General features: G+C 62.1%; 10 protein-coding genes, 1 pseudogene and 1 riboswitch. Of the genes and pseudogenes, 5 read left to right on the forward strand and 6 right to left on the reverse strand.

The window, feature by feature from the left end; translation table 11 throughout:
- Positions 1–113: 113 nt before the first annotated feature.
- A riboswitch (TPP riboswitch) is annotated at positions 114–219 on the reverse strand.
- 192 nt (positions 220–411) lie between these two features.
- Positions 412–1,851, forward strand: a complete 1,440-nt coding sequence (locus ACZ89E_RS19970) for a TolC family outer membrane protein (RefSeq protein ID WP_476256300.1) — start codon at positions 412–414, stop codon at positions 1,849–1,851.
- A 161-nt stretch (positions 1,852–2,012) separates the two neighbouring features.
- On the opposite strand, the gene waaA is transcribed toward ACZ89E_RS19970, so the two are convergent.
- Positions 2,013–3,293: a lipid IV(A) 3-deoxy-D-manno-octulosonic acid transferase gene (gene waaA / locus ACZ89E_RS19975; protein WP_476256301.1), complete on the reverse strand. Its 1,281-nt coding sequence runs from the start codon at positions 3,291–3,293 to the stop codon at positions 2,013–2,015.
- Entirely contained in the window at positions 3,286–4,206 is a 921-nt protein-coding gene (locus ACZ89E_RS19980; protein WP_149659248.1) for a LysR family transcriptional regulator, read from the reverse strand. Before ACZ89E_RS19980 ends, waaA begins: the two co-directional genes overlap by 8 nt.
- A 103-nt stretch (positions 4,207–4,309) precedes the next feature.
- Here ACZ89E_RS19980 and ACZ89E_RS19985 point away from each other — a divergent pair, with 103 nt between their 5' ends.
- The 4 genes and pseudogenes from ACZ89E_RS19985 to ACZ89E_RS20000 all read left to right on the forward strand — a co-directional run bounded on the left by ACZ89E_RS19985 (position 4,310) and on the right by ACZ89E_RS20000 (position 7,743).
- Positions 4,310–4,642, forward strand: coding sequence for a DMT family transporter (locus tag ACZ89E_RS19985; protein WP_123402464.1), 333 nt, complete (start codon positions 4,310–4,312; stop codon positions 4,640–4,642).
- 114 nt (positions 4,643–4,756) lie between these two features.
- The gene (locus ACZ89E_RS19990; protein ID WP_476256302.1) at positions 4,757–5,932 is read left to right on the forward strand and encodes an NAD(P)/FAD-dependent oxidoreductase; all 1,176 of its coding nucleotides are present in this window, start codon (positions 4,757–4,759) and stop codon (positions 5,930–5,932) included.
- A complete protein-coding gene (locus tag ACZ89E_RS19995; protein WP_476256303.1) occupies positions 5,929–6,741 on the forward strand; it encodes an aldo/keto reductase in 813 nt (270 codons plus the stop codon). The genes ACZ89E_RS19990 and ACZ89E_RS19995 overlap by 4 nt, the downstream gene beginning before the upstream one ends.
- A 32-nt stretch (positions 6,742–6,773) precedes the next feature.
- A pseudogene (locus tag ACZ89E_RS20000) lies at positions 6,774–7,743 on the forward strand (metal ABC transporter ATPase).
- Between the two features lie 117 nt (positions 7,744–7,860).
- Here the strand turns inward: ACZ89E_RS20000 and hldE are convergent.
- The 4 genes from hldE to msbA all read right to left on the reverse strand — a co-directional run bounded on the left by hldE (position 7,861) and on the right by msbA (position 12,680).
- A complete protein-coding gene (gene hldE, locus ACZ89E_RS20005; protein WP_149659244.1) occupies positions 7,861–9,282 on the reverse strand; it encodes a bifunctional D-glycero-beta-D-manno-heptose-7-phosphate kinase/D-glycero-beta-D-manno-heptose 1-phosphate adenylyltransferase HldE in 1,422 nt (473 codons plus the stop codon).
- Between the two features lie 102 nt (positions 9,283–9,384).
- Complete coding sequence (gene cysC, locus ACZ89E_RS20010) at positions 9,385–9,996, reverse strand: adenylyl-sulfate kinase (protein ID WP_149659243.1); 612 nt, start codon at positions 9,994–9,996, stop codon at positions 9,385–9,387.
- On the reverse strand, positions 9,989–10,693 hold the full coding sequence (locus ACZ89E_RS20015; RefSeq protein ID WP_476256304.1) for a sulfotransferase family 2 domain-containing protein: 705 nt from the start codon (positions 10,691–10,693) through the stop codon (positions 9,989–9,991). Before ACZ89E_RS20015 ends, cysC begins: the two co-directional genes overlap by 8 nt.
- 184 nt (positions 10,694–10,877) lie before the next feature.
- Entirely contained in the window at positions 10,878–12,680 is a 1,803-nt protein-coding gene (gene msbA, locus ACZ89E_RS20020) for a lipid A export permease/ATP-binding protein MsbA (RefSeq protein ID WP_463259215.1), read from the reverse strand.
- Between the last annotated feature and the right edge of the window lie 57 nt (positions 12,681–12,737).

The raw sequence follows: 12,737 nt of genomic DNA on the forward strand, positions 1-12,737 counted from the left end.
ACGAATGGACGCGACCAATCAGCGATAGAAATGCCGTTGGTGCTGTGCTCAGTGCTCGAGGGGTGTTCGATTGTCGAACAACATCCCGGACGAAGCACAAGAGGACTCGCCGGGTGACGAGAAATCTTGTTCCCTACGCAGGCGCTAACCTGATCAGGTTCAACGGGATCCGAAATTATTCGATCTCAGCCTCATAGCAAGGCACCCCGACAAGAACCCGGCCAGTCTAGACACAACTGGCAAAGAACGCCAACACCGCGGTAAACACCATGATGAATGGCGCAATTACCAGATTGTTGCGGTACGCCCGTGCAACTACACTCGCTACGCCGTGCTGCGCCTTGACGCTGCGCGGGCCGCGCCTTACCTTTGGCGCTCAAATTATCAGCGTAATTTTTTAGGGATGGCCGCATGCTGCGCAAACTCTCACTGGCCCTTGCCGTGTCTTGTGCTTCCAATGGAATGGCCTGGGCAGCAGAAGCGCCCTTATCCACCAAGACCGATCTGGTCAGCGTCTACCAGGAAGCGGTGGACAACAACGCCGACCTGGCGGCCGCCCGCGCCCAATATGGCGCCCAGAAAGAAGTCGTGCCCCAGGCCCGCGCCGGGCTGCTGCCGAACCTGTCGGGCGGGGCCAATTTGAGTTCCGTGCGCACCCAGCTCGATCAACCGTCGGGCACCGCCAACCGCAACGCTCATTCCTATCAGGCGACCTTGGCCCAGCCACTGTTCCGCGCCGATCGCTGGTTCCAGTTCCAGGCCGCCAAGGACGTCAACGAGCAAGCCTCGCTGCAACTCTCGGCCACCGAACAGAACCTGATCCTGCAATCGGCGGAAAGCTATTTCAACGTGCTGCGCAGCCAGGACAACCTGGCCTCGACCAAGGCGGAAGAAGCAGCGTTCAAGCGTCAGCTCGACCAGTCCAACGAGCGCTTCGATGTCGGCCTGTCGGACAAGACCGACGTGCTGCAATCCCAGGCCAGCTACGACACCGCCCGAGCCAATCGGATCCTCGCCCAGCGCCAGGTGGATGATGCGTTCGAAGCCCTGATCACCCTGACCAACCGTCAGTACAACGCGATCCAGGGCATCGTCCACACCTTGCCGATCCTGCCGCCGGCACCGAACGACGCCAAGGCCTGGGTCGACACCGCCGCCAAACAGAACCTCAACCTGCTGGCCAGCAACTACGCAGTCAGCGCCGCCGAAGAAACCCTCAAGCAACGCAAGGCCGGCCACGCGCCGACCCTCGATGCGGTGGCCAAATACGAAAAGGGTGACAACGACGCCCTGGGCTTCAGCAACCCGAGCGCCTTCGGCCAGCCTTACGGCGGCAACGTCGAGCAGACCACCGTCGGCTTGCAAGTGAACATCCCGATCTACAGCGGCGGCCTGATCAACTCCCAGGTGCGCGAGTCGTATTCACGCCTGGATCAAATCGAGCAACAGCGCGAGCAACTGCGCCGGCAAGTGGTGGAAAACACCCGCAACCTGCACCGCGCGGTGAACACCGATGTCGAGCAGGTGCAGGCGCGCAAGCAGTCGATCATCTCTAACCAGAGCGCGGTGGAAGCCACCGAAATCGGTTATCAGGTAGGCACGCGCAACATCGTCGACGTGCTCGACGCCCAGCGTCAGCTGTACACCTCGGTGCGCAACTACAACAACACCCGCTACGACTACATCCTCGACAACCTGCGCTTGAAGCAGGCAGCGGGCACGTTGAACCCGGGGGATTTGCAGGATTTGTCGCGATATCTCAAGGCTGACTACAACCCGGACACAGACTTCCTGCCGCCGGATCTGGCGAAGGCTGCGGCCGAGCAATTGAAGGCTCGGCCGGGCAAGTAAACGCAAACCCCTGTGGCGAGGGGGCTTGCCCCCGTTCGGCTGCGAAGCAGTCGTGAGATCAGCCGATGCGGTTTGCCTGGCAGACCGCGTATCCAGGTTTTGGGGCTGCTTCGCAGCCCAACGGGGGCAAGCCCCCTCGCCACAATGGATCTACGGCGGAGTCAAGATTTGTCAATCAACCGCCCGAGCCCATCCAACAACCGCTGCAATGCGCCTTGATTGGTGCGCATCACCTTCAACCCCGCCTCGGCCATGCGCTGCGCATCTCGCGGCAGTTCGAATAATCGCTGCACCGCCACCGCCAACCCTTCGGCATCATCGACTTCCGCCAACGCCCCGGCGCTGCGCAATTGCGTGGCGATTTCGAGGAAGTTGAACAGGTGCGGGCCGCTCAAAACAGGCTTGGCCAGTGCTGCCGGTTCCAGCAGGTTATGCCCGCCATTCGGCACCAGGCTGCCGCCAACAAACGCGCTGTCGGCCAGTGCGTAAAGAAACAGCAACTCGCCCATGGTGTCGCCCAGCAGCACCGACGTATCGGCGGTGACCGGCTCGCCGGTGGAGCGGCGCACCGTGGCGAAACCCTGCTGCTTGCACAACTCGAACACCGAATTGAAACGCTCCGGGTGACGCGGCACCAGGATCAGCAACGCATCGGGGTGATTGGCCAGCAACCGGCGATGGGCGGCCAGCACCACTTCGTCTTCACCTTCGTGAGTACTCGCGGCGATCCAAACCGGACGCTCCAGCGCCTGCCATTGCCCGCGCAACTCGGCGGCGCGCTCAAGCAATTGCGGGTCGATGGTCAGGTCGAACTTGATCGAACCGGTGACCTCGACCGTTTCCGCACGCGCACCGAGTGAACGGAAGCGCTCGGCCTCGGCCTCGGTCTGCACCGCGAACAGGCTCATCTCGGCCAGCATCGGTCCGGTCAGTTTGTGGAAGCGGCCATAGCCCTTGGCCGAGCGCTCGGACAGCCGCGCATTAGCCAGCGCCACAGGAATCCCACGCTTGGCACATTGGTGGATGTGGTTGGGCCACAGCTCGGTTTCCATGATCACCGCCAGTTTCGGCTGAACCCGATCGAGAAACCGCGCCGCTGCGCACGGCAAGTCGTAAGGCAGATAACAGTGCTGGATGCGTGGCTCGTTGGCAAACAAGGCGTGGATGCGCTCCGAGCCGGTCGGGGTCATGCAGGTCACGGTGATCGGCAGCGTGGGATAGCGTTGCAGCAAGGCGCGAATCATCGGCGCCGCCGCAATGCTCTCCCCCACGGACACGGCGTGCACCCAGATGCCGCCCGGCTGCATCGTCGGCAAGCCGTAGGAGAAGCGCTCGCCAATGCGTTTGGCATACGCCGGCGCCTTGCGCGAACGCAGCCATAGCCGAATCGCTACCAATGGCAGCCCCAGGTAAAACAGCGCGGTGTAGAGAGTTCTATTCATGGCGGCGGAGTTTATCGGTTTTTAAGCCGATCGCCTGCAAGTGCACGGCAAAACGTTCGGCCAACCAACGCGCCGCCGGCCCGAGGGGCTCGTCGCGGCGCCAGACCAGCTCCACCACCAGGGCCGGCGGGGTCCATTCGCTGACCAGTTCGACCATCTGATCCTGATACGTCGGGTACTGCACCACATGCCGGGGCAGCCAGGCCCAGCCGAGGCCGCGCACCAGCCATTCGGCCATCACATAAAAACTGTCGGCGCGCCAGACTTGCGGGCTGGCGGGCTCGCTACCGGGGTAAACGCTGGACTCGGTGGACATCAGCAATTGCCGGTGCTGCGCCAATTGCTGGCAATCGACTTCGCCCATGGCCGCCAGCGGATGGCCCTTGCCGCACACGGTGACCATTTCGACGCTGCCGACGACGCGGCGCTCCAGCGCTTCGGGAATCTGATCATGGAAGAACAGCAGCCCCAGGTCGGCCCGGCGCTCCACCAGTTTGCGCGCCACATCGCCTTGGGCGGCGCTGGTCAGTTGCACTTCGAGGCTGGGAAATTTTTCCGCCAGGGCTTCGAAGCTTTCGATGATCGGCTGATAAGGCATCGCCTCGTCCTGCGCTACCCGCAGACGCGCTTCCTGACCGCGCATCATCGCCAGCGCCCGACCGTTCAGGCGTTCGCATTGACGCAGCACCTCCCGCGCCTCTTCCAGCAGCGCACCGCCGGCCTCGGTCAGCTTCGGCTGGCGGCCACTGCTGCGGTCGAACAGGCTTACGCCCAGGTCTTCTTCCAGCAACGCAATCGAACTACTGACCGCCGACTGCGCCTTGCGCTGGTCCCGCGCCACCGCCGAAAACGAGCGCTGTTCCGCTACGCTGACAAACAAACGCAGCTGTTCCAGATTCCATTGCATGTTCATGGCTCAACCCATCTCTACGGCAGATAGGTAATGACTTTACCGCATCTGGGGAATCTCTAGAATGCCGACCTCAGAGAGCAACACTTCATTCGAGGATTACCCCATGACCGCCTACTACTACCTGGCCATTGCCATCTGCGCCGAAGTGATCGCCACTGTTTCGATGAAAGCGGTCAAAGGCTTCAGCACACCCCTGCCGCTGATCCTGGTGATCGTCGGCTACGGCATCGCCTTCTGGATGCTGACCCTGGTGGTGCGCAGCGTGCCGGTAGGCGTGGCGTACGCGGTGTGGGCCGGCATGGGGATTGTGATGGTCAGCGTGGCGGCGCTGTTTATCTATGGGCAGAAGCTGGATGTGCCGGCGATGCTGGGGATGGGACTGATTGTGTTGGGTGTCGTCGTGATCCAGCTCTTTTCCAAAACCGCCGGGCATTAAGAGCGGCTACAAGCGACAAGCCATAAGCTGCAAGCAAGTGCGCGATGTGTTCTTGCTTGCAGCTTGCGGCTTGAAGCTTGAAACTTGCCGCTTCACTTAGCCCGAGGTTGCTGCATGCCATCCGTTATTTCCACCGACGTTCTGATTGTCGGCGCTGGTGTCGCCGGCCTCTGGCTGAATGCGCGTCTGCGCCGCCAGGGTTTTTCGACCGTGCTGGTGGAAAGCGCCAGCCTCGGTGGCGGGCAGAGCGTGAAATCCCAAGGCATCATCCACGGCGGCGCCAAGTACGCGCTGCACGGTGCGCTGACCGGCGCCTCGGAGGCCATCGCCGACATGCCACGACGCTGGCGTGAAGCGCTGGCCGGTGACGGCGAGCTGGACCTGAGCGGCGTGCGCCTGTTGTCCGAAGCTCACTACCTCTGGTCCCCCGGCACGATCGCCGGCAACCTCACCAGTTTCTTCGCCAGCAAAGCCGTGCGCGGCCGGGTCGATCAGGTCAAGGGCGATCAACTGCCGCCAGCGCTGCAAGACAAGCGCTTCAAGGGCAAGGTCTATCGCCTGGCCGAATTGGTGATCGACGTGCCGAGCCTGATCCAGCGCCTGGCCGATCTGGCGGGTGACGGTTTGCTCGCTGGGCAAACAATTGAGCCGTTGCTGGACGGTGGCATTCTGGTTGGTCTGAAGGTCGACGGACGCGAGATCCGCGCCCAGCGCATCGTCCTCAGCGCCGGCGGTGGCACGGCCGCGTTGCTCGAAGCGTTGGGGCTGACTCAACCCGCCATGCAGCGCCGACCGTTGCACATGATCATCGCCAAAGGCCCGAGCCTCAAACCGCTGTACGCCCATTGCCTGGGCGGCGGCACCAAGCCGCGCATCACCGTGACCACTCACCCGGCCGCCGATGGTCAGTGGGTCTGGTACATGGGCGGCGACATCGCCGAAGCCGAAGGTGTAGCTCGCGAACCCGCCGAGCAAATCGCCACCGCGCAAAAAGAACTTGGGCAATTGCTGCCGTGGATCGACCTCAGCACGGTGCAATGGGCAACCTTGCGCGTGGACCGCGCCGAGCCGCTGCAAACCGGCCTGAGCCGCCCGGACAACGCCTTCCTGGCCGAACAGGGTCGGTTGCTGGTCGGCTGGCCAACCAAACTGGCGCTGGCGCCGGACTTCGCCGACCGCGTCATCGCCAGCCTCGCCCGGGACGGCATTCAACCCGGCCCGGCGGCGCCGCTGCCTGAACTGCCAAAACCACCGATGGGCGTCCCTGCCTGGGAGCAACTGCTGCCATGAGCGTACAAACCCTGCACGACTTGCATCGCCCGCTGGGCAGCACCGGCCTGCTGGTTTCGCCCCTGGGCCTGGGCACCGTGAAACTCGGTCGCGACCAAGGCGTGAAATATCCCAACGGTTTCCAGATCCCGGACGATGACGAAGCGCGCATGTTGCTCAAACTCGCCCGGGACATGGGCATCAACCTGATCGACACCGCCCCGGCCTATGGCCGCAGCGAAGAACGCCTCGGCCCATTGCTGCACGGTCAGCGTCAGGACTGGGTGATCGTGAGCAAGGTCGGCGAAGAGTTTGTCGATGGCCAGTCGAGCCACGACTTCAGCGCCGCCCACACACGCCTGTCGGTGGAGCGCAGCCTGCAACGTCTGGAAACGGATTTTATCGACCTGGTGCTGGTGCACTCCGACGGCAACGACCTTAGGATCCTCAACGACTGCGAGGTCTATGCCACCCTGGCCGAGCTGAAGAACGAGGGCAAGATTCGCGGCTTCGGCTTTTCCGGCAAAACCGTCGAAGGCGGTTTGAAGGCTCTGGAACAAGGTGATTGCGCCATGGTCACCTACAATCTGAACGAACAAAACGAAAAAGCCGTGATTGACTATGCTGCTGCCCATGGCAAAGCGATCCTGGTCAAGAAGGCCCTCGCCAGCGGTCATGTGTGCCTGAGCCCCGGCGTGGACCCGGTGCGTGCCAGCTTCGAGTTGTTGTTCCAACATCCGGGTGTTGCCAGTGCTATTGTCGGGACCATCAATCCGCTGCACCTCGCCCACAACGTCGCGACCGTTGCCCAGGTCCTTCGTAGTCACTGACGCCGCCCACGCGGCCTTAAGCAGGAGCCGACATGCCGCGTACGCTCATTAGAAAGAACCCGAGCAACTTCAAGACCCTGCCGTTGTACGTCGAAGCGACTCCCGAAGGCTTGAGTTACCAGAGCGTCGGGATGCCGCTCAATTTCTCCCAGACCCTGCAACGTCGCCGCCCGGTGGCCGTGGCCGACACCGAGCGCTTTGCCCTGGAACTGGCCAATCTCGGGGTCTCCGTGCGCCTGACCCTGCATTGGCAGAATCGCGATTACTGGGTGCTGGTGCGCCAGCGTCGGCAAGACCGTGGCGACGTGGTGCTCAAGCTGATTTCCGGTTACGTGCCGGCCCACGAGCTGAACCTGCCGCTGCACACGGCGATCCAGGAGATTGCCGAAGAGTGCCTGCTGGAAACCCCGGAAGGCTGGTTGACCGGGCGTTTCAATGACACCTGGCTACCTGCGCCCTACTCGTCCGCCCTGCATTATCGCGAAGCCCTGCCGTTTCGCCTGACGCCGCTGTCCGGCGCGGCGCGACCGGTGCGTTGCGCCAATATGCAGTTGATCGAACGGCCTCGGGCTTACGTGCATTTGCCAACCGCTTCTTTGCAACTGATCTACGACTTGCGCCTGGACGTGCCCAAGGAAGCCAAATCCCTGAGCCTGTTTCATGTCGACGAGCGCCTGGAGGGCGATCAACTGGTGGCGCGGCTGGACCGCAAGCGTCCAGACTTGTACTTGATGCCCCTGGAGGACGGCCAGCCGATGGCTGAGCTCTACACGCTGAAAAAGGATCAGCTGTACCCGGCGAGTACGCGTGGGTTGTACCTGGCGGAGAGCTTTGCCCAGCAGGAAGGCTGGCTGGTACGCGATGAGCGGATTCGCTGGAAGGATTGGGTGCGCCAGCAAGGGCTGGCAACCACCGGGTAAAGATTCGGGGTTGGCGCGGTTGCGGGGGAAGGCGAAGCAACTGCTGAAGAAAATCGTGCCGCGCAAGAAAGTCGGCTCTTGATTGATCGTTCCCACGCTCCGCGTGGGAATGCAGCCCGGGACGCTCCGCGTCCCAACAGCGGACGCAGAGCGTCCATTGAGGCATTCCCACGCAGAGCGTGGGAACGATCAACCGCAGTCAGTTATTGCGGATCTTCTCGACAATCGCCGTGGTCGAGCTGTTTTCCACCAGCCCCAACACTTTCACCGTGCCGCCGTAAGCGCTGACGATGTCTGCGCCGACCACTTGGTCGATCCCGTAATCCCCGCCCTTGACCAACACGTCCGGCTTGACCTCGCGCAGCAGGTTTTCCGGGGTGCCTTCAGGGAAGCTGATGACCCAATCCACTGCGCCCAGACCGGCCAGTACCGCCATGCGCCGGTCAACGCTATTGATCGGGCGACCCGGCCCTTTCAAGCGGCTTACCGAGGCATCGTCGTTGACTGCGACGATCAGACGATCGCCCTGGGCCCGCGCCTGCTCAAGGTAGGTCACGTGGCCGGCATGCAGAATGTCGAAGCAGCCGTTGGTGAAGACGATCTTCTCGTTATGCGCACGGGCATCGTCGACTGCCAGCAGCAATTGCTCAAGACCGAGCACACCGCGCTCGGAACCTTCTTCACGCTGGATGGCGCGGCGCAGTTCCGGTGCGCTGATGCACGCCGTACCGAGCTTGCCCACCACAATGCCCGCCGCCAGGTTGGCCAGGGCCACCGCGTGGGGCAGTTCTTCGCCAGCGGCAATCGCCGCCGCCAGAGTGGAAATCACCGTGTCGCCGGCGCCGGTCACGTCGAACACTTCACGGGCGCGGGCCGGCAGGTGCAGCGCCGGATGATCCGGGCGCAACAAGGTCATGCCGTGTTCGCCACGGGTCACCAGCAAGGCGCCGAGGTCGAGGTCGTGCATCAGGGTCGCGCCCTTGCTCACCAGTTCGTGCTCATCGGCGCAACCGCCGACGATGGCTTCGAATTCGCTGAGGTTCGGGGTGATCAGGCTCGCACCGCGGTAGATCGAGAAATCCTTGCCCTTGGGATCGGCCAGCACCGGAATGCCACGGGCACGGGCGGCCTGGATCAGCACCTGATGGTTTTTCAGCGCGCCTTTGCCGTAGTCGGACAGCACCAGCACCTTGATGCCTTCGAGCAGTTCTTCAACCTGTTCGCCCAGCGCCAGGGCGTCGGTGGCGAAGGGTTCTTCGAAGTCGATCCGCAGCAGTTGCTGGTGACGGCTCATGACCCGCAGCTTGACGATGGTCGGCTGGTGCGCGATGCGCTGGAACAACGCCCGTACGCCAGCGCCCTTGAGGCTGTTGGCCAGGCTGTCGGCGGCTTCGTCGTCGCCGGTCACGCCGACCAGCGAGGCCGGGGCGCCGAGGGCGGCAATGTTAAGGGCAACGTTGGCGGCACCGCCCGGGCGGTCCTCGATTTGCTCGACCTTGACCACCGGCACCGGCGCCTCAGGGGAAATCCGTGAGGTACCACCATGCCAGTAACGGTCGAGCATGACATCGCCGACCACCAAGACAGGGGCTTGATCGAATCGCGGCATGGACAACTTCATGGAGCAACCCACATACAAAATGAACAGGGGCGCGATATTACCACAGGGTTGGCGCAGGCTTGCGCGACGGCTGCAACAGGATGAATTGACAGGTTTTTTTGATCATTTATTGAGCAAAAAACTCGATAGCCGAGCGCAGGCGTCTTCCAGCGCCAGCCGCTGCGTGTCGATCTCGCACTCTGCGCTCAGCGGTGGCTCATACGGGCTGTCGATGCCGGTGAAGTCCTTGATCCGGCCTTGCAGGGCGGCCTGATACAAACCCTTGGGGTCGCGTTGCGCGCAGACCGCGAAGGACGTGCTCACGTAGACCTCGATGAAGTCATCTTCGGCGAACAGCTGCCGCGCCGCCTCACGCTCGGCGCGAAACGGCGAGATCGCCGCCACGATCACAATCAGCCCGGCATCGACCATCAGCCGCGCCACCTCGGCCATACGCCGGATGTTTTCCCGGCGACAATCAGCCCCCATCCCCAAATCGCTGCACAGGCCGCCGCGCAGGTTGTCGCCATCGAGGATAAAGGTGTGCAGGCCACGTTGATTGAGTTGCAGCTCCAGGGCATTGGCCAGCGTCGACTTGCCCGCCCCGGACAACCCGGTCAACCAGAGGCAACGCGGACGCTGGGACTTGAGCGCGGCCCGGGCCTGGCTCGACAGCGCCAATCCATAGGGGCGAATCCCAGGCATGGGTGCTGACATCGACGGGGCCTCATTCATAGCCGAGCATCTCGTAATCGCGCTGATAAACCCGGCGCACCAGGCGACGGGTCCGAACCGAACAGAAATCACGGGCCAGCCTGGGCTGACGCTGCTGCGAACTGTTGATATGGGGCAGCGCCACCGGATGCTTCAACTGCTCGCAAACCAGTGCGAAATCCCGCGCCAGATGTTCTTGATAGCCGATAAAGTCCAAGGCCAGATGCCCCAGGGAATCGGTGAGAAAATCCGTTTGCGCGGCAAAATGCAGTTGTCGGCCAATCGTCTCCGGATGCAGCCAACGCGCCACGAAGTCATCGAAGTCGCGGTACTGATTGACCAGTTTCTGCGCAGCGTGATCGCGCCGACCCAGCTCATTGCCGCGCAGAAATGCGTAAGCCGAGTAGGCCCTTTCCAGCGGATCGCGAACGAAGGCGAACTTGAAACTGGTGGCAAACGCCTCGGGAAATTGCTGTTCGTACCAGTACAACGGCAAATGCCCGGGGCTCCAGTCGTCGAATAGCGCGGCACATACACTGCTTCCGGCACATTTAGGGACGTGAATGAACAGGCAGGCGTGCCGGGCGAAGGACGGGGGGAATTGCAGATTGGCTGACATCGACTTGTTCACAACCTGGCGATCGACGACCGACAGGCGCCCCAGCAGGAAGGCCCGCTGCTGCTTGGGCAACAGTTTCCAGAGATAGCGTTGCAACATGACAGTACCCGCGCGACGGGGATGACCCCCTCGATGAAAGTCAGAAGTTCGTTCAGGAACCTTAACAAGCGCGGTGCAGAGATTTATTCAGGTTTGGTCAAGACGGGTAAGCATGCCGATACAAATCACCGCAAGCCTTGCACTTGCGGTGAGCGAGGGTGAGACACGCTCACCCTCACGCATGTCAGGCGATGTCTTCTGCCGGGGCGTCGAGGCCCATGGCGTTCAAGCGGGCATAGTAGCCGTTCTGTGCAAGCAACTCGGCATGGGTGCCGCGCTCGACGATCCGACCCTGGTCCATGACCAGAATCAGGTCAGCCTTCTCGATGGTCGACAGACGGTGAGCGATCACCAGGGTGGTCCGGCCTTTCATGACCTGGTCCAGTGCTGCCTGGATATGCCGCTCGGATTCGGTATCAAGGGCCGAAGTGGCTTCGTCGAGGATCAACAGCGGTGCGTTCTTGAGCAGTGCCCGGGCAATGGCCAGGCGCTGGCGCTGACCGCCGGACAGCAACACGCCGTTCTCGCCGACCTGAGTGTCCAGGCCTTCGGGCAACTGCGCGATGAAGTCCATGGCATAAGCGTCTTTCGCCGCTTTCTCGATGTCTTCACGGGGCGCGCCGGCCAGATCGCCGTAGGCGATGTTATTGGCCACGGTGTCGCTGAACAGCGTCACATGCTGGGTGACCTGGGCGATGTGCTTGCGCAGGTTCAACAGCTTGTATTGTTCGACTTCAACACCATCGATCAGGATCTCGCCCTTGTCGTGGTGATAGAAGCGCGGGATCAGGTTGGCCAGGGTCGACTTGCCGCTGCCCGAGCGCCCTACCAGCGCCACCATCTGCCCCGGTTCAACCGAGAAGCTGATGTCGTTGAGGACCTGGCGATCGGTGTCCGGGTAGGTGAAGCTCAAGTGGCGCACGTCCAGGCGACCAGTGACCGCATCGCGCTCAATGGTGCCGGTATCGATTTCCGGCTCGACATCCAGCTGTTCGAAAATGCTCTCGGCACCGGCCACGCCTTTCTGGATGGTCGAGCTGACTTCGGACAACTGGCGGATCGGCTTGGGCAGCAGGCCGGCCAGGGTGATGTAGGCAATCATGTCACCGGCCGAAGCATCGCCGCGCAGGTACAGCACCAGGAACATCAGCACCGCCATGGCGGAGTAGATCACCAGTTGCAGCAGCGGCGTGTAGATCGCGCCGGTACGGGTCATGCGCAATTGCTTGTCGGTGTTGCCCTGGCTGGCGGCCAGGAAGCGTTTCTGCTCGTAGACTTCGCCGCCAAAGCTGCGGACCACGCGATAGCCCTGGATCGTCTCCGACGACACGTGGGTCACGTCGCCCATGGCGGCCTGGATCTTCTTGCTTTGCTTGCGGAATTTCTTGCTCGCGGTGCGCACCATGACGGCGATCAGCGGCAGGATCGCGATCATCACCAGCGTCAGCTTCCAGTTCATGAACAGCAGCGAGGCGAACAGGAAGATCACCGTCATGCCTTCACGGATTACGACCTTGATCGCATCTGTGGCCGCCCCGGTGACCATGGTCACGTTGAAGGTGATACGCGAAATCAGATGACCCGAGTTATGCTTGTCGAAATACCGGTTCGGCAGGACCAGCAGGTTGTTGAACAACTGCACCCGCAGGTCATGGACCAGCCCGAGGGAAACCTTGGCCAGAAAGTAGTTGCCCAGGTAGGAACCGAAACCTTGCCACGCCGCGATCAGGATGATCAGCAACGGGACCGCCTGCAGCAGTTGCAGGTCGCGCAGGTAGGGCACGGTCGGAAACAGCACGGCCTCCGGATTGGACAGGCCATCGACGAAGTACTTGAGGATGTAGCCGAGCATTGGCTGCGTCGAGGCGAAAATCAGAAAGCCTACAATGCTGATCAGGAACAGGCTGATATACGGCCGGACATAGCCGAGCAGACGGAAGTAGATTTTCAAGCTCGATGGGCTTGCGGAGAGACTGGAGTCGGTCATATCACGCGAATGTCGATAAAAAGGACGCTGACTTTAGCACAGCTTCTTCAGGGTTCT

It is taken from the genome of Pseudomonas sp. TE3899, assembly GCF_056279105.1.